The sequence below is a fragment of the Citrobacter sp. Cy070 genome (assembly GCF_030332245.1).
In the GTDB taxonomy this organism is placed as follows: domain Bacteria; phylum Pseudomonadota; class Gammaproteobacteria; order Enterobacterales; family Enterobacteriaceae; genus Citrobacter; species Citrobacter youngae.
This window is the reverse complement of the sequence record NZ_JAOWIG010000091.1, coordinates 1-22,985: the sequence shown is the minus strand read 5'-3', so window position 1 is coordinate 22,985 and position 22,985 is coordinate 1. Positions and strand designations below refer to the sequence as shown.

Below are 22,985 nucleotides of genomic sequence, written 5' to 3'. Positions count from 1 at the left end.
CTGTTTATAATTAAATCGTTTGCCATCAATACCGTGGCATTATGCGTCACTTTTATGACAGATTTATGAAAAGATAGTCCAGGTTTAACGCAGCCAGGCGAATTATGACAGCCCGGAAACAAGATATTACCGTCCTTGCAAGGTTATAATCTCCGCCATCGTTTTTTTGTCATGGAACTCTTATGCGCATCCTCCACACGTCTGACTGGCATCTGGGCCAAAATTTCTACAGCAAGAGCCGCGCCGCTGAACACCAGGCCTTTCTCGACTGGCTGCTGGAAACGGCACAATCCCATCAGGTGGATGCCATTATTGTGGCAGGTGATATTTTTGATACCGGTTCACCGCCAAGCTACGCCCGCGAGTTGTATAACCGTTTTGTTGTCAATCTACAGCAAACAGGCTGTCATCTGGTCGTGCTGGCAGGAAACCATGACTCCGTTGCCACACTCAATGAATCCCGCGATATTCTGGCGTTCCTCAACACCACGGTCGTTGCCAGCGCCGGCCACGCGCCGCAAGTGCTACCTCAACGCGACGGCACGCCGGGTGCGATCCTCTGTCCGGTTCCTTTTTTACGTCCGCGCGACATCATTACCAGCCAGGCTGGGTTGACCGGGCAAGAAAAACAGCAGCATTTATTAGGTGCAATCACCGACTATTACCAACAGCAATATCAGGACGCCTGCGCGCTGCGTGGCGACCAGAATCTGCCAATTATTGCGACAGGGCATCTGACCACCGTCGGCGCCAGTAAAAGTGACGCCGTACGCGATATTTATATTGGGACGCTGGATGCTTTTCCGGCACAAAATTTCCCACCGGCGGATTACATCGCGCTGGGACATATTCACCGGGCACAGGTCATCGGCGGTACGGAACATATTCGCTATTGCGGCTCCCCGATTGCACTGAGTTTTGACGAGTGCGGCAAAAGCAAATGCGTCCACCTGGTGAGCTTTGAAAACGGTAAGCTGAGCGCCGTTGAAAACCTCATCGTACCAGTAACCCAACAACTTGCCGTATTGAAAGGCGATTTAGCGACGATTAGCGCACAGCTGGAACAATGGCGTGGCACGCAACAGGAACCGCCGGTGTGGTTAGATATAGAAATCGCGACCGATGACTATCTGCATGATATGCAGCGCAAAATCCAGACTCTGACCGAAGACTTACCGGTAGAAGTCTTATTGGTGCGTCGTAGTCGTGAACAACGCGAGCACATCATGGCCAATGAACGTCGTGAAACATTAAGCGAGCTGAGCGTGGCGGAGGTGTTTGACCGCCGCCTGGCGCTGGAAGAACTCGAAGAACCGCAGCGTGAGCGGCTTAATCAGCTGTTTAGCGCAACCGTACAGACGCTTGCCGGGGAGGCTGAAGCATGAAAATTCTCAGCCTGCGTCTGAAAAACCTCAACTCTCTGAAAGGGGAATGGAAAGTTGATTTCACGGCAGAGCCTTTTGCCAGCAACGGGCTGTTCGCCATCACCGGTCCAACCGGTGCCGGAAAGACCACCCTACTGGACGCCATTTGCCTCGCGCTGTACCACGAAACACCACGACTCAATACCGTATCGCAGTCGCAAAACGACCTGATGACCCGCGATACGGCGGAATGTCTGGCCGAAGTTGAATTCGAAGTCAGAGGCGAAGCCTATCGCGCATTCTGGAGCCAGAACCGCGCGCGCAATCAACCAGAAGGTAACCTGCAGGTTCCGCGTGTCGAACTGGCCCGTTGCGCCGATGGCAAAATTCTCGCCGATAAAGTTAAAGACAAGCTGGAAATGACCGCCGAGCTTACCGGGCTGGATTACGGCCGTTTTACCCGCTCGATGCTGCTGTCTCAGGGACAGTTTGCCGCATTTCTCAATGCCAAACCGAAAGAGCGCGCCGAACTGCTGGAAGAGCTGACCGGCACAGAGATTTACGGCCAAATCTCCGCCATGGTGTTTGAAAAGCACAAAGCAGCGCGTACGGAGCTGGAAAAACTGCAGGCCCAGGCCAGCGGCGTGGCGCTGTTAGCACCAGAGCAGGTACAGTCTCTGACAGAAAGTTTGCAGGTACTTACTGACGAAGAAAAACAGCATCTTACCCGTCAGCAAATCCAGCAACAGCATCTTAATTGGCTCATCCGACAAAATGAGCTGCAGGCAGAAGTAAGCCGCCACCAGCAAGCATTACAGACCGCAAAAGAGGCGCAAGATAAAGCACAACCGCAGCTGGCGACACTCAGCCTGGCACATCCCGCCAGAGCATTGCGTCCGTACTGGGAGCGAATTAAGGAACAATCCGCCACGCTCCGCCGAACACGACAGAATATTCAGGAAGTGAATGCTCGCTTACAAAGCAGCTTATCGCTGCGCGGGCGCATCCGTCAGCAGGCACAAAAACAGTCGGCGACCCTGCTCACCGAACAGCAGGCGCTAACCGACTGGCTGAACGAACATGACCGTTTCCGCTTATGGAGCAGCGAACTGGCAGGATGGAAAGCGCTATTGGCACAGCAATCTGACGCTAACGAGCAGCTACGTCAGTGGCAAAAACTACGCGACAGCGACGTGCGCAAGCTGGATGCACTGCCGCTTCCCTCGTTGGCCCTTAGCGCGCAAGAGGTCACGGTAGCGCTGGCGCAGCACTCACAGTTGCGTCCATTACGCCAGCAACTGAGCAATCTGCATGGACAAATTGCGCCGAAACAAAAACAACTGGTACAGCTGCGCACCACAATTCAGCAGCGCCAGCAGGAGCAAGCACAACGCAACGCGGCCCTGGCAGAAAAACGTCAGCGCTATAAAGATAAAAATCAGCATCTGACCGATGTGAAAACGCTCTGCGAACAGGAAGCACGGATTAAAGATCTGGAAAGCCAGCGTGCTTTACTGCAGTCCGGACAGCCTTGTCCGCTTTGTGGCTCCACGACACATCCGGCCATTGAGCACTATCAGACCCTCGAACTCAGCGTCAATCAGGCGCGGCGTGAGGCATTAGAAAAAGAGGTCAAAACGCTGGCCGATGAGGGGTCAACGCTACGCGGGCAGCTCGACGCGATAACCCAACAGCTACAGCGCGATGAACGCGAGGTACAGACGCTTTCTCAGGAGGAGCAAGCACTTACTAAAGAGTGGCAGACGCTGACTACCAGTCTGAACATAACGTTGCAACCGCAGGATGATATCGCCCCCTGGCTTGCAGCCCAGGAAGAACACGAACAACAGCTTCACCAGTTGAGCCTGCGTCATGCCCTGCAGGCACAAATTACTGCACATTCCGAACAGATAACCCAGCTTCAACTGCATATTGAACAGCGGCAGACTACGCTTCTCGCTGAATTAGCCCGCTACGGTCTGTCGCTTCCTGCCGATGACGATATCACCGCCTGGCTTAACGCACGTGTGGGCGAAGCGCAGATGTGGCAGCGTCGCCAAAATGAACTGACCGAGCTCCAGGCGAAAATGGCACAGCTTGCGCCATTGCTGGAAACATTGCCCGAAACCGGCGCGAAGGAAGAAACGACAGAAAGCCTGGCGCTGGAAAACTGGCGGCAGGTGCACGACGATTGCCTCTCTTTACAGGGCCAGTGGCAATCGTTGCAACAGCAGGAAGCCCAGGAGGCACAACGCGCAGCAGAGATTCAGGCACAGTTTGATAGCGCATTGCAGGCCAGTGTTTTTGACGATCGCGACACCTTCCTTGCCGCCCTGCTTGATGAAGAGGCGTTTAACCATCTTGAGCAGCTTAAGCAATCGCTGGAAGGCCAGCTACAACAGGCGCAAACGCTGCTTAACCAGGCTCAGCAGGCGCTGGCAACGCATCAGCAGCAACCGCCTGCCGGCGCGGATCTCACACTCACCGTGGACTATCTTCGCGATGCACTGGCGCAGCTCACGCAACAACTGCGGGATAACACCACGCGCCAGGGCGAAATTCGCCAGCAACTCAGGCAGGATGCCGAAAACCGCCAGCAGCAGCAGACCCTGATGCAAGAGATTGAAAAGGCCTCACTGCTGGTCGAAGACTGGGGTTACCTGAATGCGCTGATCGGCTCGAAAGAAGGTGATAAATTCCGCAAATTTGCCCAGGGACTGACGCTGGATAACCTGGTCTGGTTGGCCAACAACCAGTTAACCCGCCTGCACGGTCGCTATCTGTTGCAACGCAAGGCCAGTGAGGCGCTGGAACTTGAAGTGGTGGATACCTGGCAAGCCGATGCCGTGCGTGATACCCGCACGCTCTCCGGCGGCGAGAGCTTCCTCGTGAGCCTGGCGCTGGCGCTGGCGTTGTCCGACCTGGTCAGTCACAAAACACGTATTGACTCCCTGTTCCTCGACGAAGGTTTCGGCACGCTGGACAGTGAAACGCTGGATACCGCCCTCGACGCGCTGGATGCCCTGAACGCCACTGGCAAAACCATTGGCGTGATAAGCCACGTTGAAGCGATGAAAGAACGTATTCCCGTGCAAATCAAGGTTAAAAAAATCAATGGATTAGGTTACAGCAAACTCGACAAGATGTTTGCAGTGGAGTAATCACCCTGTGGGTGTAGTTTCACAGGCCGGATAAGCGCTAACGCCATCCGGCACGCTATGTAGCACAATATTGCATACTCAGGGGCGGATATGGAATGGCATTCCACTTCGCTTATCCGCAAGCTATCCCTTTATTGACGGCGAGCATTCAGCGCTGTGGCGCACATCCTGCGTCTTTATTGTTGGCAGGTAGTATGAAAAAAGTCATTTTCTCTTTAGCCCTCGGGACGTTTGGGCTGGGCATGGCCGAGTTTGGCATTATGGGCGTCTTAACCGAACTGGCGCGTGACGTGGGCATATCCATCCCCGATGCTGGCCATATGATTTCGTTTTACGCCTTTGGCGTTGTCATCGGCGCACCCATTATTGCCGTGTTTTCCAATCGTTTTTCGCTTAAGCATATTCTGCTGTTTCTGGTCACACTCTGTGTCGTCGGTAACGCCATCTTCACCCTCTCTTCCAGCTATTTTATGCTGGCGGTAGGCCGGCTGGTCTCCGGGTTTCCACACGGGGCATTTTTTGGCGTCGGCGCGATTATCCTGTCAAAGCTGGCGCGCCCTGGTAAAGTTACCGCCGCCGTGGCGGGTATGATTTCCGGCATGACCGTCGCCAATCTGATTGGCATTCCCATTGGCACCTGGCTGAGTCAGACGTTTAGCTGGCGCTACACGTTTCTGCTGATTGCCGTGTTTAACATCGCCGTTATTCTGTCGGTTATGTTTTGGGTACCCAACCTCCGCGACGAAGCAAAAGGCAGGCTACGCGAGCAATTTCACTTTCTGAAAAGTCCCGCACCGTGGCTCATTTTCTCCGCCACCATGTTTGGGAACGCCGGTGTTTTTGCCTGGTTCAGCTACGTAAAACCCTACATGATGTACATCTCTGGTTTCTCCGAAACGCTGATGACTTTCATCATGATGCTGGTTGGGCTGGGGATGGTGTTGGGCAACCTGCTGAGCGGTCGACTGTCTGGTCGCTACACGCCGCTACGCATTGCGGTAGTAACTGATTTTGTGATTGTACTGGCCCTGCTGCTGCTGTTTGCATTCGGCGGCATCAAAACCGCCTCGCTGACGTTCGCCTTTATTTGCTGCGCGGGTCTGTTTGCGCTATCAGCACCGCTACAAATTTTACTGCTACAAAACGCGAAGGGCGGTGAACTGCTGGGGGCGGCCGGTGGGCAAATGGCCTTTAATCTGGGTAGCGCAATTGGCGCTTACTTCGGCGGCTTAATGTTGACGTTGGGTTTTGCCTACAACTACGTCACGATCCCTGCGGCTCTACTGTCTTTTACCGCGATGTCATCACTGCTGATCTATGGTCGCCTGAAGCGCGGCGTGCAACAACAGGTTGCACCCGCGACATAAACGTTTATGCCTGTGGCCACAGCCAGGCCGCGCCGCGCACGCCACTGGAGTCACCGTGTAACGCCTTGCGCAGAGGCGTTTCACACTCACCGCCAAAAACAAACTGCTTCATCAACGTCGGGACGTGTTGATACAGCCTGTCGACATTGCTCATTCCCCCGCCCAGTACAATGACATCCGGATCGAGAATATTTACCACATGCGCTAATGATTTCGCCAGGCGTAATTCATATCGGCTCAGCGCCTGTTCCGCCAGCGCATCCTGTTCGTTTACCAGACGGATAATTTCACTGCCTTTTAGCGGGTTCCCGCTCAGGCGATGATAATCAGTGGCAAAACCGGTCCCTGAGATAAAGGTTTCAATACAGCCTTGTTTACCGCAATAACAGGGTACTTCCTGCCGATAGCGCAGCTCATCTTCGTCCATCCACGGCAGCGGATTATGCCCCCACTCGCCCGCCGTGCCATTCCCACCGGTATGCACCCGGCCGTTCAGCGCCACGCCGGAACCACAACCGGTACCAATTATCACCGCAAACACGGTCTGCGCCCCCGCCGCTGCGCCATCGACCGCTTCAGACACAGCCAGGCAGTTAGCATCGTTTGCCAGGCGGACTTCGCGGTTCAGACGCGCACTTAAGTCTTTGTCAAAAGGCTGCCCGTTAAGCCAGGTCGAGTTGGCATTCTTCACCACTCCGGTGTAGGGCGAAATTGAACCGGGAATGCCCATCCCTACGGTTCCCGTCTGCCCGGTGGCTTTTTCCGCCATCTCCACCAGCGCGGCGATGGTTTCTATGGTTTGTCGATAATCATCACGCGGCGTCGGCAGGCGATGGCGAAAAAGCTGTTCGCCTGCATCGCCAAGCGCGATAACTTCCGTTTTTGTACCGCCCAAATCGATACCTATACGCACTGTTTGCTCCTCTTCCCGATTAACAATGCAAGCATAGCGACAATTCGCTATCATGCCCGCTGGATTTAACGACAAGGCCGTGGAAATTATCATGCTGTGGTTCAAAAATTTAATGGTTTACCGTCTTAGCCGCGATGTTTCTTTGCGTGCCGAAGAGATGGAAAAACAGCTGGCATCAATGACGTTCACCCCTTGCGGTAGCCAGGATATGGCAAAAATGGGCTGGGTTCCGCCGATGGGATCGCACAGCGATGCATTAACGCATACCGCCAATGGCCAAATTATTATCTGCGCCCGCAAAGAAGAAAAAATTCTGCCGTCGCCGGTTATCAAACAGGCGCTGGAAGCAAAAATAATCAAACTGGAAGCTGAGCAGGGTCGCAAGCTCAAAAAGACCGAAAAAGACTCGCTGAAAGATGAAGTGTTGCACTCATTGCTGCCGCGCGCCTTTAGCCGCTTCAGCCAGACAATGATGTGGATCGACACCGTCAACGATCTGATCATTGTCGACTGTGCAAGCGCGAAGAAAGCGGAAGATACGCTGGCGCTGCTGCGTAAAAGCCTCGGTTCACTGCCGGTTGTCCCGTTGACGATGGAAAACCCTATTGAGCTAACGCTGACCGAATGGGTTCGCTCCGGCACAACGGCACAGGGATTCCAGTTGCTGGACGAAGCCGAACTGAAAGCGATGCTGGAAGACGGCGGCGTGATCCGCGCGAAGAAACAGGATCTGGTTTGCGATGAAATTGCCGTACACATCGAAGCAGGCAAACTGGTCACCAAACTGGCCCTCGACTGGCAGCAGCGCATTCAGTTCGTTATGTGTGACGACGGCTCCATTAAGCGTCTGAAGTTTAGCGACGAGCTGCGCGATCAGAACGAAGATATCGACCGCGAAGATTATGCTCAGCGTTTTGATGCCGATTTCATCCTGATGACGGGTGAACTGGCGGCGCTGATTAAAAGCCTGGTGGAAGGACTAGGCGGCGAAGCGCAGCGCTAAGCCGTGTTTACCGAATGGCGGCTCAGTGTCGCCATTCGCTATTTTTACGCTTACAGATAGCGGCAAAGATAGGATGTTGGCTCTGCCACCTGCAGATGAAACTCACTGTTGCCCGGTACGTTAAACACGTCCCCTGCGGCATATACTTTCCACTCGGTTTCCCCCGGCAGCAGCACGTTTAGTGCGCCACTAACCACCGTCATCTCTTCAGGCGCCGCTGTACCAAAGGTATATTCACCTTCAGCCATAACGCCAACGCTGGCGCGGCCAGTACTGCTGCTGGTAAAACCGATCGATTTTACTTTGCCGGAAAAGTATTCATTACTTTGAAGCATACAACTGGCCCTATCTCGTGATTAAGTTGATAACCAATATAGGGGCCTGGCGTTGTACCTGTCACGCAAAATTAAGCGAGCAACTCGGATGCCAGTCGGGCAATCAGTACGTTAGACAGAAGAACCGGGACATCCAGAGACTTTTGCAGTAAATCACGATGGCGTTGGTTAAAACCCAAACAATCCAGCATGATCACATCCGCGCCCTGCTCAAGCAGATCTTTTCCGGCATCAATCAGCTGTTGTTCAGAACCGTGAATCGGGTTTGCCACGGCATAGACGGGGGACGTCTGTAGCACCTGCCATTTTTGTTCCTGGGCCTGGAGCAACTCGGCGACCGGCACAATCACCCCAACCTGGTGCCCTTCCACAATTGAGGCCACCAGGGGAGGAATAATTCGTAAAGGCTCCAGCAGGATACTATTGCGGGCCGTCAGGCGGGTAATTGAGGCCGTGCTCATCAGCAAAATAACGTCAAAACCCTGGTTATCCAGCACTTCAACAATACTTTGCAAATCGCGCTCGACTTTCTGGCGCGAGACATGAGCCAGTTGATGGTCGCTCAGTAGCGTCAATAACGACTCGTCGCCGGGCGAGACCGCATACTCGGCCATCACATCTTCTCGCCGCATCTGTCCCAGCAGGCTGTGGTGAGTAATGTGTTGTTCATCTATATATTCCGTCAGGAGCGGTAACACCTCACACATCGGCACAACACCAATCGTGAGGATAGCCAACGACGTACTCATTTGTTGCTCCACCGTCTTCTTACTTTGCCGTGAATTCCCGGACAAATGCCGGGTACTGACCTGCGCTACAAATGCTCAAAAGCGTAGCAGCAGATCGGCGATGCATAGTGTAAAGATTCCTAATCATTCCAGTACTAGATTGTTATCGCTTAATTTTCACTTTCCGCGGTATAGCAGGAGGTTCGAAAATTGTGATACAGGCACGCTCCGGCAGAGGACAGATAATATGTCTGCACGCCCGGGATGGAGTGGAAAGGTCGGTCTATATCGGGAAGCCCTTAACAATAAGCTCCGCCCTGTAGCCGTGACCGGGCTTGCGACAGTATCACAAGAATATCAGCCACAACCTGCGAAGGTTCATTCGTCGCATCAACAATATAATGCGCCGCTTCACGATACAGCGCATCGCGCTGCTCAAGCACTTCCTGCACTTCTTCGGTTAATGGCTTGCCAGTTAACGTCGGGCGCAATCCTTCCTCAGGCGCCTCTTCCAGGCGGTTTACCAGTACCGATACTGGTGCGTTTAAATAGATGACCATGCCGTGACTACGCATGTAGTGACGATTATATTCAGTAAGAATAATACCGCCGCCGGTCGCTACGACTGTTGAGGGGGCCGTAACGGCCTGCAGGGCGGTCGTTTCCTGGGCGCGAAAACCTTCCCATCCTTCTCTTTCAACAATTTCAGCCACCGTCATCTGCAGATGTGATTGCAACCAGCGATCGGTATCAACGAACTGAAAGTCGATGGCTTTCGCCAGCGCCATACCGGTTGTCGTCTTACCACACCCCCGGGGGCCAACAAGATAAAGCGGTTGTGTCATCACAGAAGTTCCCCAGAGAACCGCAGGTAAGCGGGATCTGATGCTGTTAAAGTTATAATCATACCATCAAACTAGTACGTCGCCAAAGTGTAAAGAATATATTCCAATAAGGCGATAAAATTGATTAAACCCTACTATAACAAGAATTCACAACGAAGAAAGTGTAAAAAATAAATTACAATTATTATTTTCTACGTTGAACTTCCAGCCACCACTTGTCCAGTTCAGCCGCAAAATGTTGCCTGTCACGCGGCGAAAGGCTGTCAGGTCCCCCGGTCTGGATCCCGCTGGCACGCAGCGTATCCATAAAATCACGCATCGTCAGACGTTCACGGATCGTTGCCTCGGTATAGCGCTCACCGCGCGGGTTGAGCGCCGCAGCGCCTTTTTCAATGACTTCAGAGGCCAGCGGGATATCCGCCGTGACAACCAGGTCTCCAGCGCTGCACTGGCGCACAATTTCGTTATCGGCGACATCAAACCCAGCCGGAACACGTAAGGTGCGGATAAAACGCGAAGGCGGAACGCGCAAACTCTGATTGGCGACCAAAATGAGCGGCATCTGCATCCGCTCGGAGGCCCGATATAAAATTTCTTTAATCACATTCGGACACGCATCCGCATCCACCCAAATCGTCATAACACCTCCAGACACATGTGCAATTGCACATTGTCTCGTGCTTTTACTTTCAGGCAAAGCGCTGTTTCTTCTTCTGAACGCCTTCATTCCGCGCTAAGCTTAGCTTTCCCAGATTTACCCTAAATAATTCAAGTTACTTGAAGGATGACGGGTATAAAACAATGAATATCACGCATAGGGAGTGACAAGATGGACAAGAAAATTGGTTTTATCGGCTGCGGAAATATGGGTAAAGCGATTCTTGGCGGCCTGATCGCCAGCGGCCAGGTACTCCCCGGACAAATCTGGGTCTATACCCCCTCTCCCGATAAAGTCGCAGCACTGCACGATCAGTACGGCATAAATGCGGCGCAATCTGCGCAAGAAGTCGCGCAGATTGCAGATATTGTCTTTGGTGCCGTGAAGCCTGGCATCATGATTAAGGTGCTGAGTGAAATCACCTCCAGCCTGAACAAAGATTCTCTGGTGGTATCCATTGCGGCGGGCGTCACCCTCGATCAACTCGCCCGCGCACTGGGTCATGACCGTAAAATTATCCGCGCAATGCCTAACACGCCGTCACTGGTCAATGCAGGAATGACGTCCGTCACCCCAAATGCGCTGGTAACACCGGAAGATACTGCTGACGTGTTGAATATTTTCCGCTGCTTTGGCGAAGCCGAAGTCATCGCAGAATCGATGATTCACCCGGTCGTTGGCGTCAGTGGTTCAGCCCCGGCCTATGTGTTTATGTTTATCGAAGCCATGGCGGATGCCGCCGTTCAGGGCGGCATGCCACGCGCGCAAGCATATAAATTCGCGGCACAGGCGGTCATGGGATCGGCGAAGATGGTACTGGAAACGGGTAAACATCCTGGAGAACTAAAAGATATGGTGTGCTCGCCTGGCGGAACCACCATTGAGGCAGTGCGCGTCCTCGAAGAACGCGGCTTCCGTTCATCAGTCATCGAAGCGATGGTTAAGTGCATGGAACAATCAGAGAAACTCAGCAAATCCTGAGTGCAAGTCGGACGTCAGGCCGCCGCTTCAGTACGGTTACGTCCGGCATTCTTTGCTTTGTAAAGCGCCATATCCGCTGACTTCAACCACTCCCGATAGTGCTCTGTTTCAGAAGTCAGCGGAGCAACACCGACGCTAATCCGCAGGGCTACTTGCGGAGCACAGGACAAGCGTAACTGGCTAAGTCGTACATGGACGCGCGACATCGCTGCGATGGCGCTGGCTGCAGGTGTTCCGCACATAATTACCGCAAACTCATCACCACCAAAACGCCCAATCACATCACTGCCGCGCAGCGTCATTTGCAACTGACGCGTCAGCGCAACAATCGCCTGATCCCCAACATCATGACCCCAGGTATCATTGATGCTCTTAAAATGGTCGATATCGATAATAAGCAGCGTGGCATCACGTTGCTGACGACGGCAATTATCAAATTCATTGCGCAGCAGTAGCTCCCAATGGCGCCGATTATAAACGCCGGTCATTCCATCCCGCGTACTCATTACCTGCAGACGGCGTTTATGCTCCGCCAATTTGATCACCGTCTGGTAGCTAACCCAGGCAAACAGCAGCGGGTAAATCACCAGTACCGGCAGCGACAACAGCACGCTCAGTTGCGTACTGCTAAACACGACCGGAATATCCGTTAACTGTAGCGTAACCAGACATGAAACCACCATCAACACGACGCCAGCGATGAATAATCGCACCCCACCTGCGCCCATCAGGTTAATGCAGATAATCATCAGTAGCGCCGTGGATGGCAGCAGGTTTGCCCCCATGATCCCCACCCACATGCCAGCGAGGATCGCATCGGTTTTAATATTCGTAAATTCACTGTACAGCGGATCTTCCGCTTTGCTCGCCAACTGCCACGCCAGGTGCGGCCAGACAAACGCCCATCCCACCAGTAACAGCCACCAACCTCCGGTTATGGGTTGCGAGACTAATACCGACGCAATGGGGAAAAACATTCCCCCCAGCCCGACTGCGCGAGGCAGTCTTATCCGTCGGGCAAATCGCAGACCGGAACGTTGGTGGTCGTTTTGATGAAGCGATATAAATGCTTCATTCGGTACGGCCTTCTTTTGATAAAAGTTTTCATCATTCATCGTATTTGGGAATATTCTGAAACAAATTTCCCAAATTATAGAAAGGGGTCTGGCGGCGGAAGTATGATATTTCGGGTGAGCGATTTTATCCGCTCACCCGTATGTATTACGCAGCTTTTTTCAGGCAAGCGCTCATAAATTTTTTACGATCGTCGCCTTTCAGCGACTGCTCTGTTGCCTGAACGTTGCATTCACGCATTTTCTGCTGCTGCGGCGTCAGACTCTTTTCATCAGGCGCAGACTTACTGTTTTTCAGGCAATCACTCATATATGTCTTCCGGGCATCCCCTTTTAAGGTCTGCGCCGTCGCCTGCTGGTTGCAGGTGGTCATACGCTGTTGTTGCGGGGTTAACGTCTTCTCGGCAGCGCCGACGGTAGTTAAGAAAACCAGGCCAAATAATAGGGTAACGAGCAATGTTATTTTCATAGCACCATCCTGTTGTGAGTATTCACTCTACACGTCACCTTTCAAGCAACCTCGATGCTGGCGGCCTGAAGGATGACGTGTAGTAAGTCTGGTTGCTGACGCAGAAATAGCCACCTCATTAGTAAAATTAAGTGACCAAATAGCAGGTTACTTCAGACCTAACGCCGCTTTCATGGTGTAAAACAGGTCAGTCTGATCGGTCAGGCCTACCACATTCGCCGCATGCGGACCATAGGCAGCAATGCGCAGCTGGCTGCCGGTATGCTCCTGAGATTCCTCTTCCGAGTTGCCATAGCTGATAACCATCACCGCACCATCTTTGGTATTCATCGCCTGAGTCAGGCCAGGGGCTTTGGTGTCTGGCGCAACAATCTGGCTGGCATGCGCGTGGTCAGCGGTCACGACAACCAGCGTGTTGCCGTCTTTCTTCGCGAAGGCCAGCGCGCGCTGTACAGCTTCATCCAGATCGACCGTTTCACCAATCTGACCGCACGGGTTTGCGGCGTGATCCTGCTTATCGATGGACGCACCTTCTACCTGCAGGAAAAAGCCTTTTTCATTCTTACTTAACAGCTCAATCGCTTTATCCGTCATCTGGGCAAGCGTTGGCACCGTGTCGTTACGTTTTGGATTTGGCGTACAGGTCACGACTGGCTTATCAAGGTTACCGTGGTAAGACGCTTTTGGCCCTTCCCAGCGTACCGGCATGTTGCCGTCAGAGAACAAACCTAACAGCGGTTTATCCTGATTCGCTTCGGTAATGGCTGCCAGCGTCGCGGTATCACTGACCATCTGATAGCCACGGGCCTGAGCCTGTTCACGCAGCGTTTTCCCCTGCCACTCGCCCGCAGCTGCGGTCTCAGCAAAGGTTTTTGCCCCGCCGCCCAGCGTAACGTCAGCGCGGGCATTCAATAATTGTTCGGTGATTGACCCTTTACCGCCTTTTTCCAGCGCATTCGTCGGGCATTTCTCAGCGGTGACGCTCGGTCCGTAACATTTACGCGACGTCACATGCGCAACCAGCGCGGCGGGGGTGGCATCCTGCAATTCAGCAGTGGATACGTTGCCTGTCGCCAGACCGGCAGCTTTAGCCATTTCCAGAATAGTGGCGTGATCTTTTTCGTGAATATCAACGCCCAGCGCACCGTTATATGTTTTAACACCGGTCGTCCATGCCGTCGCAGAGGCTGCGGAATCGGTCACATAGTCAGGTTTACCCGTTTTTTTATCCAACGCGTAGTGCGTGTATTGTCCGGTCAGGGGTAACGCATCAATACCTTTAAAAAAACCACCGGCGCCTTCTGCATAATTTCGCGCAGCGGTAATTTCCGAGTCCCCCATACCATCACCGATCAATAAAATAATATTTTTGGCCGGTTTATCGTTCAAAGAATCTCGTAGTGCTGCCGTTTGATCAGTCGTTAATCGACGCGCGCCACCCGGTGTGGTGATATCTCCCTGTGCGGCACGATTATCCATAGCCGCTACGGTAGATGTTTCTGCATGAATAACCGGGGTAAACAGCAAGGGTAACAGGGCAATAGCGAGTGCGCTTTGTTTCACTTTATTTTCTCCATGTACAAATACGGTAAAATTAAAACAAAGCGACTATAAGTATTTGATGTGACACTTTTATGATAATTCGTGGATAAGTATCTGCAGATATCTCAACACGTTTTAGGTACGTTCTCGCCAGCACTGTGCATGGTCGTCAGAAATGCAGGCATTTGACTTACCCCTGCCAGCGCGTCTTCTATTTGACGAATCAGTGTTTGCTGCTCATTTGTTGCCATGTTGCGCAGCATTTCCATGATGACCCGCTCTAACGTTGCGACTTGCGCGGCCAGGTCTTGCGACTCTTCTTCTTTTTGGGCGAGCTTAAGTAACAACTCAGTGATGAGATTTTTCATTTTCGTATTCCCTTAACCAAATAAAGGCCACGTTATCACTAAGACTCACAACTTCCTAGAGGATGAAAGTTGTATTTATTGCAGAAATAAAACGTTTTGCGAAAACAATCACAACACAAAATAAGGGGGAATAACGCTTTCTGCAGAATAATTCAATATAAAAGGGTAAGGAGATTAATAGTCACCCAGATATATAATCTTCAATTATGGATTAACAACGCTGGCAACCCGCGTTGTTAATCCGCCATTCAGCGAGCGAGACGCCGGCGTCGCAACGCGATAGCCAGTTGCCAGATATTAATAAGCACAATGCTCGCGGTAGCGATAAAGACCCAGCGGAAACCCGCCATGGCCGATACGGTTGCCCCCATCAAGGGTCCAGCGACGTTGCCAAGATACATAAACGACTGGTTATACCCAAAGATGCGCCCGGTAATCTGCTCGCTGGAGTATTTCACTAATAGCGTTTGCACCGCAGGCAGCATTGCACCGTCGGCAAAGCCAAGCAGAAAACGTAGAACTCCCAACTGCAACGGCGTGGTAACCCACGACATGGCGAAAAACAGCACCACGGCGAAGATGAGCGTTGCCATTAGAATCCGTTCAGTACCAATTCTGTCGCCCAACTTTCCAAGACGTGGCGCTGAAATCAAAGCGGATATGCCGGGAACCGAGGCAATCAGGCCGCTGAGAAAGGCAATATTTGAGCTATCTGGCACCATCGATTTGATAAACAGCGCCAGAATGGGGCCAATTGAGCCGTTACACAGTTGAATCACCATGGTGGTAAAAAACAGGCTAATGACCAGCGCGGGATACGGTAACGAAGCAAAAACAGCTTTCCCGCTTAAACGCTCGCTTTTTTTAATCACTGGTCGGACACCCTCTTTAATTAAGAACAGTGTGACCAAAAAACTCACCACCAACAGCGCGGCGGTAATACAAAATACCGCACGTAAACCAACATGGTCGGCAATAAAACCGCCCATCAGCGGCCCGCCAATCACTCCACTAATTTGCGCCGTTGAGAGCGTGCTCAACGCCCAACCACTGCGTTCGCGCGGGACTTGCGACGCCACCAATGCCATCGCATTAGGAATGTATCCCGACGTTAACCCCATCACCCCGCGCAGCAGAAAAAGCTGCCAGACGTTAGTGGCAAATGCCTGCAGCAAAATGGCAATTGCCATACCCAGTGAGGCCCGTAACAGCATCAGCTTACGCCCTTTACGGTCAGCTAAACTGCCCCACATCGGTGAAACAATGGCAGAAATAAGAAACGTGACGCTAAACGTTAACCCGGACCACATTGAGAGCGCTTCGTGCGAGGTTACTCCCAGTTGGGAGATATAGAGCGGTAGAAAAGGCAGGATTTGGCTGATCGCCAGTCCGGTGAAAAAACAACCGAACCACACGGAAATAAGGTTAACTCTCCAGGATTCCATAAGGACTCATAACGGTAAGTAGCTGAAAACTGCGAGCAGCTTAACAAATTACGCCTTCAAACGAGGGTCCAGAGGTGCGATGTTTCACAGTTTAGTATTTTATCTCCCCGCTCATCATATTTGTGATATTCATCACATCTAATCCACATTAGATACAGGGAATTATGCTTCTAACATGCCCTGTGGGTTTGTGCGTATTCATTCCCGGGGAATCCACCAAAACAATCTGCCAGAAGCCGAGGAATCCTGCGTTTTGTCGTGGTAATGTATGTGCTTTGCATTCAAGGAATGGGTTTTTAAGATGGCAAAGTTGCGGGTAGGAATCGTATTTGGTGGTAAATCAGCGGAACATGAAGTGTCATTGCAATCGGCAAAAAATATTGTCGATGCCATCGACAAGACTCGCTTTGACGTTGTGCTGTTAGGTATTGATAAACAAGGGCAGTGGCACGTGAGCGATGCCAGTAACTATCTGCTCAATTCAAACGATCCGGCGCATATTGCACTGCGTCCCTCCGCGACCAGTCTGGCGCAGGTGCCGGGTAAACAAGAACATCAGTTGATCGATGCGCAAAATGGTCAGCCGCTGCCAACGGTCGATGTTATTTTCCCAATTGTGCACGGCACGCTGGGTGAAGATGGTTCACTGCAAGGCATGCTGCGCGTGGCGAATTTACCGTTCGTCGGTTCAGATGTGCTGGGCTCTGCAGCCTGCATGGATAAAGACGTCACCAAACGTCTGCTGCGCGATGCCGGATTAAACATCGCGCCATTTATTACGCTAACTCGCGCCAATCGCAACAGCATCAGCTTTGCCGAGGTCGAGTCCCGCCTGGGCCTGCCGCTGTTTGTAAAACCGGCCAACCAGGGGTCGTCCGTTGGCGTCAGTAAAGTGACCAGTGAAGCACAGTACAACCAGGCCATCGCGCTGGCATTTGAATTCGATCATAAAGTTGTGGTCGAGCAAGGGATCAAAGGTCGCGAAATAGAATGCGCGGTGCTGGGCAACGATCATCCGCAGGCCAGTACCTGTGGCGAGATCGTGCTGAACAGTGATTTTTACGCGTACGATACCAAATATATTGACGATAACGGGGCCAAAGTCGTGGTTCCGGCGGCGATTGCCCCAGAAATTAACGACAAGATCCGTGAGATCGCTATTCAGGCTTACCAGACGCTGGGTTGCGCCGGGATGGCGCGGGTGGATGTGTTCCTGACCGCAGAGAATGACGTGGTGATCAACGAGATCAACACGCTGCCGGGCTTTACCAACATCAGTATGTATCCCAAACTGTGGCAGGCCAGCGGCTTAAGCTATACCGATCTGATCACACGTCTGATCGAGCTGGCGCTGGAGCGCCACGCTGCCGATAGCGCGCTGAAAACCAGCATGTAAAAGCAGACAGGATGCCCGATAACTATTGGGCATCCTTGACATCTTCATCCTCATCGGCGCGGCGGCGAATAATAAGTCCCGCTAGCCAAAAGCTAATCACCCACGTAACCAGCCCCACCGCATAGGTTTGCCATCCTTTCGCTTCAAAACCCAATAATCCCACCACGCCATTCAGAATAAAGATCAGCCCAATGGCAAACGCGTAATAATGCCAGTCGCGGCGAATTTTTACAGGCAGGTTCATAACAGCTCCGGTGGAAGTTCAGCGTTGAACAGCATCCTCGCACATTTCCCTGCGGGCGTCTGTGTCCTGTGCGGAAATTCTTAAATGTGAATCAATTTAACTTAAGGTTACATATTTGTGACGTTCAACAAAAAACCAAAATCCAGGAATAATCTCTACCTGAAATTACCATCATTCTGATATTGACAATCCCGATCACCTGTCAGACTCACTGTCAGTTACTGGTATGGCATCGACAACGCAGGATATCTCTGGAGGTCCCTATGGCTGATTTTACGCTCTCAAAATCCCTGTTTAAGGGCAAGCATCGAGATACCTCCTCTCTGCCCGGAAACATTGCGTATGCCGTTTTTGTGCTGTTTTGCTTCTGGGCCGGGGCTCAGGTTTTAAATCTGTTAGCCCATGCGCCCGGTATCTATGAAGAACTGATGCAGCTACAGATGCAAGAGACCGGACGCCCACGCGTTGAAATTGGCTTAGGCGTCGGCACCCTGTTTGGACTGATTCCCTTCCTCACAGGCTGCCTTATCCTTGGCGTCATCGCGGCGGTGGTGCGCTGGCGCCATCATCATCACAACGATGACTGACCCATACACTTCGCCCGACGATCGTCCACGCGTTTAGCAAACCATGCCGTGGTCAAATTACGCGTAATCTTCGGGCTTTCCAGTTGAATACCTGGCAGCATTTCCCGTGGTAACGTTTTTCCTGCCTTCGCTTCCGCCAGCTTATACATCTTCTCGTACAGCGCAGTCTCCTCGAAGGCCAGGCTGTCGCCTTTTTGCAACTGACGATGGATATCGCTCTCACTCATCCCCAGCTTCCCGGCAAGCTTGCGTACCGCCAACTCCGTTTTACCCGGTTCTTTGCTGTTGTAGAGAATCAAATCCCCATCCAGCGCCAGCTTCACACCACTGGCTTTGCTGACGGCATTCTGAAACGCCGCATTACGGCTGGCATACCATCCCGCATTAAAATCCGCGAAACGGAAGACAGGCGCGCTATAGTTCGCCTTGTAATTCAGCAAGTGATACGTGCCGAACCAGAGTCCGCCGCGCAGGGTAAAGACTTCCTGACGTACCGTTCCTTCCATTTTCCACGGATACCCGGAAGTATGCTGTTCGACAAACGCAATGCTGACCTGCATCGGCCCCCCGGTATGCACCGGGTTGAGCGAACCAAACAACGTCTGTCCCATCGGCACCATATTGATGAAATCATCAAAAATGGCGCTAAGCTGCTTTTCCGTCTTCACTGAATCCAGACGCTCGCTGTAGCTTTTCCCATTTGGCGAGTTAATCTTCAGTGCGGTATGAACCAAAAACACTGGGATATGCATACGCTCGGCGCGACGGTCAATCTCTTTCCAGGCTATTTTGCTTAAATTCGGGACAACCGGATCGGCCTGATAGTTGGACTCCTGCTGCGCCACGGCCAGCACCGAACAGATATTTTCAACCGTCGGCGCCAGCTTCTGGCTTTCAAACGTTTTCGCCAGGTCCTGCGCCCACGCGTCCCGGTCTTTCACACTGGCAGGCATTTTTTGCCGCACCACGCTCGCCACATCGACAGCTTTCTCCCCTTTTTTTAATGGCTGCGCGGGTTGGCTACTACACCCCACCAGCACCAACGCCGCCAGACCAGACCAGGGGTAAAGACGGGAAACCGTCGGCATAACATCTCCTTTTGTTAGCTAAGCGTATGGGTAACAGCCTGAATTTCCTGACCATCCAGTTCACGTTCGAAGCTGCGCAGACGCTTATAGATAGACATCAGCTCAACCAGCGTTGTCCACGAATTAATCAAATACTGGAACGAGCCGCGTACCTGACCAAACACGTTGGTGATTTGCGTCATCAGACCGAGCGTAATCGTACCGGCAACAATCGATGGAAACAGCAGGAACAAGCCGAAAACGTTATCAACCTGCAGGTAAAGAATACGGGCGATATTGAAGTACATATAGTGAAAATAGAGGCGAAAGTAGTTTTGACGCACCGCGTGGAACAGCTCGCGAACCGTCGGCGGCGTCGCGCGATTACCATCATCTTCACCGTACACCAGCTCTTTACGGTACGCCGCTTCCACCCGCTGATTTTTGAACTCCAGCCCAGGCAGTTTGATCCCCACCACGGCCAGCAGCCCGGTCCCCATCAACGACCAGACAATCGCAGCAATCACCAGACCGTAAGGAATATGTCCAACAATCGGCAGATCCGGGACATGCGCAGAAAGCGTAACCAGTACCGGCAAGAAGGCAATCAGCGTCATAATCGCGTTAATAAAACTCACGCCCATGTCTTCCAGCGTGGAAGCGAAACGCATGGTGTCTTCCTGCACACGCTGCGCCGCACCTTCGATATGACGCAGATGCTGCCAGTGCGCCATATAATGTTCGTTCATCGCGGTACGCCAGCGGAAGACGTAATGACTGACGAAGAAGTTGTTCATCACGCCAATGACGACGGCTATCAGCGCAATCCCGAGAAAGATCCCCACTTCCTGATAGAACTGCTCAATTTTCACCTTATGCGGTGTGCTGAGTGCGGTTTGAATCAGGTCGTAGAACGGGGCATACCACGCATTGACGGCGACGCCGACTTCAACCAGAAACCAGGTGACGAAGATAATCAGCGAGGTACCGAGTATCGACCAGTACTGCCAGCGGTGCGGACTGTAGATAAACCAGAACAGCGCAAACACGCCAACGCACAAAATGTAGTATGCATAAAAAATCAGATAATCCAGCGACCAGAATCGCGCTGCGCTAATCGGTACATTCCCCGATGCGCCGGTAATCTGTGCAACCCAGGCTCCCCCGCCAGCCTGCCAAAATACAACAGCGACCAGTGCCCAAATAAATGCCGAAATAAAGAACGGCCCCGGCTTTGGGAAAAAAGACTTAAACATAGTGCTCTCCTGCTAACTTCTTATCGTTATGACGACTGCTGTGCATTTGCCACGGTGGTTTACCGCGGCAAGACGGCTTACGCCCAATAAACACAAGCTGAAACCGACAATTGTGACCAGAACCGGCGCACTTAGTTCGCTATCTGGTTTTGTAGAATTGTTTCTGCGGTTTTCACACCGACAGCGCTCCGGCATGTTCAGATTATTGCAGCGTGAGATCACAAAAGCGAACATCCACTCTCCGGGAAAAGCCCACGTTTACTCATCGTTACGTTTTTCCCACTATCATTGGCTGATAAGCGCTTTGCAATATGCCAACGAGTAGTATAAATACGCATACGCACGTCATCTTTTATTTCCTCTAACTCATGGACACCACCGTTGAAACGTAGTCTGCTTTTTTCTGCCGCGCTGTGTGCGGCGTCATTGACATCTGTCCAGGCGGCACAGCCTATAACCGATCCCGTCTTTGCCTCTGACATCGTCGACCGGTATGCCGATCATATTTTCTACGGCAGCGGCGCTACGGGGATGGCGCTTGTGGTGATTGATGGTAATCAGCGCGTGTTTCGTAGCTTTGGTGAAACGCGCCCCGGCAATAATGTTCACCCGCAGTTGGATTCCGTTATTCGCATCGCGTCGTTGACCAAATTAATGACCAGCGAAATGTTAGTGAAATTACTCGATCAGGGCACAGTAAAACTCAACGATCCATTGAGTAAATATGCCCCACCAGGCGCACGCGTCCCGACATATCAGGGAACGCCTATCACGCTGGTGAATCTGGCGACGCACACCAGCGCACTGCCACGCGAGCAGCCTGGCGGCGCGGCAAAACGCCCGGTCTTTGTCTGGCCGACTCGCGAACAGCGCTGGAGCTATCTCTCTACCGCAACGCTAAAAGCCGCACCTGGCTCGCAGGCTTCCTATTCGAACCTGGCGTTTGACCTGCTGGCCGATGCGCTGGGAACCGCGTCCGGCAAACCTTATCCGCAGATGTTTGAAGAGAAAATCACCCGACCGCTCGGGATGAAAGACACCACCTTTACCCCGTCCCCCGATCAGTGCGCACGCCTGATGGTCGCGGAAAAAGGCGCCAGCCCGTGTAACAATACGCTGGCGGCCATGGGCAGCGGTGGCGTCTATTCTACGCCCGGCGATATGATGCGCTGGATGCAACAGTATCTCTCCTCTGATTTTTATCATCGTAGCCAGCAGGCCGACCGGATGCAGACGCTGATTTATCAGCGTACGCAGTTAACCAAAGTGATAGGGATGGATGTTCCGGGCAGAGCCGATGCGCTAGGTTTGGGCTGGGTCTATATGGCGCCGAAGAATGGGCGTCCAGGAATTATTCAAAAAACCGGTGGCGGCGGTGGCTTCATTACTTATATGGCGATGATCCCACAGCAAAACGTCGGGGCCTTTGTCGTGGTAACCCGCTCCCCGCTGACCCGCTTTACCAATATGAGCGACGGGATCAACAATCTGGTGAGCGAACTGAGCGGCAACAAACCGCAAGTGATCCCCGCCTCCTGATTCAATACTCAAAAGGCAAACGGTTAATACTCACCAGTTTGCCTTTATTCATTTCAATATATCCACCTTTACGCAATGCTGCGAGAACCTCAGCGACAACTGAGCGTGAAATTCGTGTACGTTGGTGAATATAGTTCATGACGCCGATACGCGAACGCAGAACCTCGTCCCATTTCGTCATGGAGATCAACGTGGCGCGAATCTGATCGTAGGAGTTGTTACCGATCAACTGCAGATCGCGCAATTCGAGCATGGCGTTTTGCCATGCCAGCCAGCAAAAAGCTTCCCGCCAAAGCTGGTATTGTTCAATGATATTAATTGTTTGTGAGGCAGGAAGATGATATCCCGTACAATTACTTTCGGTCATTAATCTGTATTGTACATCTGTTTTCATCACGCCATCAGAAAGGCCCATAATAAAAGGCGCCTGTGCAATCCCGACCAGCACGTTTTCCCCTCTACGCAGGGAAACAACACCACTTAAAATGATAAAAGTGTCATCACCATCTATATCATGGGAATATATAATTTGTTTTTTACTATCACATTCGAAATGTTCGCCATACTTAGGGAAGGTGCGAACAAGTTCCTGATATGAGATCATCATATTCATCCGGAGCGCATCCCAGAGGGACATCATGAGC

General features: G+C 52.2%; 22 protein-coding genes. 8 read left to right on the top strand and 14 right to left on the bottom strand.

Features of this window, described 5'->3' with window-relative positions:
- Positions 1 to 182: 182 nt before the first annotated feature.
- From sbcD to araJ, 3 genes are all read left to right on the top strand, one after another.
- On the top strand, positions 183 to 1,385 hold the full coding sequence (gene sbcD, locus OGY19_RS22000; protein ID WP_115600858.1) for an exonuclease subunit SbcD: 1,203 nt from the start codon (positions 183 to 185) through the stop codon (positions 1,383 to 1,385).
- Positions 1,382 to 4,525 carry an exonuclease subunit SbcC gene (gene sbcC / locus OGY19_RS21995; protein WP_115600859.1) on the top strand — a complete coding sequence of 1,048 codons (3,144 nt, stop codon included), beginning with the start codon at positions 1,382 to 1,384 and terminating at the stop codon, positions 4,523 to 4,525. The genes sbcD and sbcC overlap by 4 nt, the downstream gene beginning before the upstream one ends.
- Before the next feature lie 194 nt (positions 4,526 to 4,719).
- Entirely contained in the window at positions 4,720 to 5,892 is a 1,173-nt protein-coding gene (gene araJ / locus OGY19_RS21990) for an MFS transporter AraJ (RefSeq protein WP_048212620.1), read from the top strand.
- A 4-nt stretch (positions 5,893 to 5,896) separates the two neighbouring features.
- Here the strand turns inward: araJ and mak are convergent, their stop codons facing one another.
- Entirely contained in the window at positions 5,897 to 6,805 is a 909-nt protein-coding gene (gene mak, locus OGY19_RS21985; RefSeq protein WP_115600860.1) for a fructokinase, read from the bottom strand.
- A 91-nt stretch (positions 6,806 to 6,896) separates the two neighbouring features.
- On the opposite strand from mak, the gene rdgC reads away from it, so the two are divergent.
- Positions 6,897 to 7,808 carry a recombination-associated protein RdgC gene (gene rdgC, locus OGY19_RS21980; protein ID WP_048212456.1) on the top strand — a complete coding sequence of 304 codons (912 nt, stop codon included), beginning with the start codon at positions 6,897 to 6,899 and terminating at the stop codon, positions 7,806 to 7,808.
- Positions 7,809 to 7,858: 50 nt separating this feature from the next.
- Here rdgC and ppnP read toward each other — a convergent pair whose 3' ends face one another.
- The 4 genes from ppnP to OGY19_RS21960 form a co-directional block, all read right to left on the bottom strand.
- Positions 7,859 to 8,143: a pyrimidine/purine nucleoside phosphorylase gene (gene ppnP, locus OGY19_RS21975; RefSeq protein ID WP_003021477.1), complete on the bottom strand. Its 285-nt coding sequence runs from the start codon at positions 8,141 to 8,143 to the stop codon at positions 7,859 to 7,861.
- Positions 8,144 to 8,214: 71 nt separating this feature from the next.
- The gene (locus tag OGY19_RS21970) at positions 8,215 to 8,892 is read right to left on the bottom strand and encodes an AroM family protein (RefSeq protein WP_115600861.1); all 678 of its coding nucleotides are present in this window, start codon (positions 8,890 to 8,892) and stop codon (positions 8,215 to 8,217) included.
- Between the two features lie 278 nt (positions 8,893 to 9,170).
- Positions 9,171 to 9,716, bottom strand: a complete 546-nt coding sequence (gene aroL / locus OGY19_RS21965) for a shikimate kinase AroL (protein WP_048212458.1) — start codon at positions 9,714 to 9,716, stop codon at positions 9,171 to 9,173.
- 184 nt (positions 9,717 to 9,900) lie between these two features.
- Positions 9,901 to 10,356, bottom strand: a complete 456-nt coding sequence (locus tag OGY19_RS21960; protein WP_048212459.1) for a YaiI/YqxD family protein — start codon at positions 10,354 to 10,356, stop codon at positions 9,901 to 9,903.
- Positions 10,357 to 10,545: 189 nt separating this feature from the next.
- On the opposite strand from OGY19_RS21960, the gene proC reads away from it, so the two are divergent.
- A complete protein-coding gene (gene proC / locus OGY19_RS21955) occupies positions 10,546 to 11,355 on the top strand; it encodes a pyrroline-5-carboxylate reductase (RefSeq protein ID WP_048212460.1) in 810 nt (269 codons plus the stop codon).
- A 14-nt stretch (positions 11,356 to 11,369) separates the two neighbouring features.
- Here proC and adrA read toward each other — a convergent pair whose 3' ends face one another.
- The 5 genes from adrA to OGY19_RS21930 all read right to left on the bottom strand — a co-directional run bounded on the left by adrA (position 11,370) and on the right by OGY19_RS21930 (position 16,252).
- On the bottom strand, positions 11,370 to 12,485 hold the full coding sequence (gene adrA, locus OGY19_RS21950) for a diguanylate cyclase AdrA (RefSeq protein WP_286597361.1): 1,116 nt from the start codon (positions 12,483 to 12,485) through the stop codon (positions 11,370 to 11,372).
- 91 nt (positions 12,486 to 12,576) lie between these two features.
- Entirely contained in the window at positions 12,577 to 12,897 is a 321-nt protein-coding gene (gene psiF / locus OGY19_RS21945; protein ID WP_048212462.1) for a phosphate starvation-inducible protein PsiF, read from the bottom strand.
- 147 nt (positions 12,898 to 13,044) lie between these two features.
- The gene (gene phoA / locus OGY19_RS21940) at positions 13,045 to 14,460 is read right to left on the bottom strand and encodes an alkaline phosphatase (protein ID WP_115600862.1); all 1,416 of its coding nucleotides are present in this window, start codon (positions 14,458 to 14,460) and stop codon (positions 13,045 to 13,047) included.
- A gap of 104 nt (positions 14,461 to 14,564) precedes the next feature.
- Positions 14,565 to 14,807, bottom strand: coding sequence for a sigma-S stabilization anti-adapter protein IraP (locus tag OGY19_RS21935; RefSeq protein WP_048212464.1), 243 nt, complete (start codon positions 14,805 to 14,807; stop codon positions 14,565 to 14,567).
- Positions 14,808 to 15,055: 248 nt separating this feature from the next.
- Complete coding sequence (locus OGY19_RS21930) at positions 15,056 to 16,252, bottom strand: multidrug efflux MFS transporter (RefSeq protein ID WP_048212465.1); 1,197 nt, start codon at positions 16,250 to 16,252, stop codon at positions 15,056 to 15,058.
- Between the two features lie 301 nt (positions 16,253 to 16,553).
- Here OGY19_RS21930 and ddlA point away from each other — a divergent pair, with 301 nt between their 5' ends.
- Positions 16,554 to 17,648: a D-alanine--D-alanine ligase gene (ddlA, locus tag OGY19_RS21925; protein ID WP_048212466.1), complete on the top strand. Its 1,095-nt coding sequence runs from the start codon at positions 16,554 to 16,556 to the stop codon at positions 17,646 to 17,648.
- Between the two features lie 22 nt (positions 17,649 to 17,670).
- Here the strand turns inward: ddlA and OGY19_RS21920 are convergent, their stop codons facing one another.
- Entirely contained in the window at positions 17,671 to 17,892 is a 222-nt protein-coding gene (locus tag OGY19_RS21920) for a DUF2754 domain-containing protein (protein ID WP_005120949.1), read from the bottom strand.
- Between the two features lie 263 nt (positions 17,893 to 18,155).
- Between OGY19_RS21920 and OGY19_RS21915 the strand changes: the two genes are divergently transcribed.
- On the top strand, positions 18,156 to 18,479 hold the full coding sequence (locus OGY19_RS21915; protein ID WP_115600863.1) for a YaiY family protein: 324 nt from the start codon (positions 18,156 to 18,158) through the stop codon (positions 18,477 to 18,479).
- Here OGY19_RS21915 and OGY19_RS21910 read toward each other — a convergent pair.
- Positions 18,464 to 19,567 (bottom strand): DUF1615 domain-containing protein, encoded by a 1,104-nt coding sequence (locus OGY19_RS21910; protein WP_115600864.1) that lies wholly within the window; start codon positions 19,565 to 19,567, stop codon positions 18,464 to 18,466. The genes OGY19_RS21915 and OGY19_RS21910 overlap by 16 nt on opposite strands.
- Positions 19,568 to 19,581: 14 nt before the next feature.
- Positions 19,582 to 20,802, bottom strand: coding sequence for a peptide antibiotic transporter SbmA (gene sbmA / locus OGY19_RS21905; protein WP_115600865.1), 1,221 nt, complete (start codon positions 20,800 to 20,802; stop codon positions 19,582 to 19,584).
- Positions 20,803 to 21,183: 381 nt separating this feature from the next.
- On the opposite strand from sbmA, the gene ampH reads away from it, so the two are divergent.
- The gene (gene ampH / locus OGY19_RS21900) at positions 21,184 to 22,341 is read left to right on the top strand and encodes a D-alanyl-D-alanine-carboxypeptidase/endopeptidase AmpH (RefSeq protein ID WP_115600866.1); all 1,158 of its coding nucleotides are present in this window, start codon (positions 21,184 to 21,186) and stop codon (positions 22,339 to 22,341) included.
- A 1-nt stretch (position 22,342) separates the two neighbouring features.
- Here ampH and OGY19_RS21895 read toward each other — a convergent pair whose 3' ends face one another.
- Positions 22,343 to 22,954 carry a helix-turn-helix domain-containing protein gene (locus OGY19_RS21895; RefSeq protein ID WP_286597359.1) on the bottom strand — a complete coding sequence of 204 codons (612 nt, stop codon included), beginning with the start codon at positions 22,952 to 22,954 and terminating at the stop codon, positions 22,343 to 22,345.
- Between the last annotated feature and the right edge of the window lie 31 nt (positions 22,955 to 22,985).

What these genes read in the sequence shown, in the direction of transcription:
- sbmA (WP_115600865.1), bottom strand. Translation starts at nt 20,802, where the DNA reads ATGTTTAAGTCTTTTTTCCCAAAGCCGGGGCCGTTCTTTATTTCGGCA.
- psiF (WP_048212462.1), bottom strand. Translation starts at nt 12,897, where the DNA reads ATGAAAATAACATTGCTCGTTACCCTATTATTTGGCCTGGTTTTCTTA.
- OGY19_RS21935 (WP_048212464.1), bottom strand. Translation starts at nt 14,807, where the DNA reads ATGAAAAATCTCATCACTGAGTTGTTACTTAAGCTCGCCCAAAAAGAA.
- OGY19_RS21970 (WP_115600861.1), bottom strand. Translation starts at nt 8,892, where the DNA reads ATGAGTACGTCGTTGGCTATCCTCACGATTGGTGTTGTGCCGATGTGT.
- aroL (WP_048212458.1), bottom strand. Translation starts at nt 9,716, where the DNA reads ATGACACAACCGCTTTATCTTGTTGGCCCCCGGGGGTGTGGTAAGACG.
- sbcD (WP_115600858.1), top strand. Translation starts at nt 183, where the DNA reads ATGCGCATCCTCCACACGTCTGACTGGCATCTGGGCCAAAATTTCTAC.
- araJ (WP_048212620.1), top strand. Translation starts at nt 4,720, where the DNA reads ATGAAAAAAGTCATTTTCTCTTTAGCCCTCGGGACGTTTGGGCTGGGC.
- OGY19_RS21915 (WP_115600863.1), top strand. Translation starts at nt 18,156, where the DNA reads ATGGCTGATTTTACGCTCTCAAAATCCCTGTTTAAGGGCAAGCATCGA.
- sbcC (WP_115600859.1), top strand. Translation starts at nt 1,382, where the DNA reads ATGAAAATTCTCAGCCTGCGTCTGAAAAACCTCAACTCTCTGAAAGGG.
- OGY19_RS21920 (WP_005120949.1), bottom strand. Translation starts at nt 17,892, where the DNA reads ATGAACCTGCCTGTAAAAATTCGCCGCGACTGGCATTATTACGCGTTT.
- OGY19_RS21910 (WP_115600864.1), bottom strand. Translation starts at nt 19,567, where the DNA reads ATGCCGACGGTTTCCCGTCTTTACCCCTGGTCTGGTCTGGCGGCGTTG.
- OGY19_RS21960 (WP_048212459.1), bottom strand. Translation starts at nt 10,356, where the DNA reads ATGACGATTTGGGTGGATGCGGATGCGTGTCCGAATGTGATTAAAGAA.
- ddlA (WP_048212466.1), top strand. Translation starts at nt 16,554, where the DNA reads ATGGCAAAGTTGCGGGTAGGAATCGTATTTGGTGGTAAATCAGCGGAA.
- OGY19_RS21930 (WP_048212465.1), bottom strand. Translation starts at nt 16,252, where the DNA reads ATGGAATCCTGGAGAGTTAACCTTATTTCCGTGTGGTTCGGTTGTTTT.
- OGY19_RS21895 (WP_286597359.1), bottom strand. Translation starts at nt 22,954, where the DNA reads ATGAATATGATGATCTCATATCAGGAACTTGTTCGCACCTTCCCTAAG.
- proC (WP_048212460.1), top strand. Translation starts at nt 10,546, where the DNA reads ATGGACAAGAAAATTGGTTTTATCGGCTGCGGAAATATGGGTAAAGCG.
- ppnP (WP_003021477.1), bottom strand. Translation starts at nt 8,143, where the DNA reads ATGCTTCAAAGTAATGAATACTTTTCCGGCAAAGTAAAATCGATCGGT.
- rdgC (WP_048212456.1), top strand. Translation starts at nt 6,897, where the DNA reads ATGCTGTGGTTCAAAAATTTAATGGTTTACCGTCTTAGCCGCGATGTT.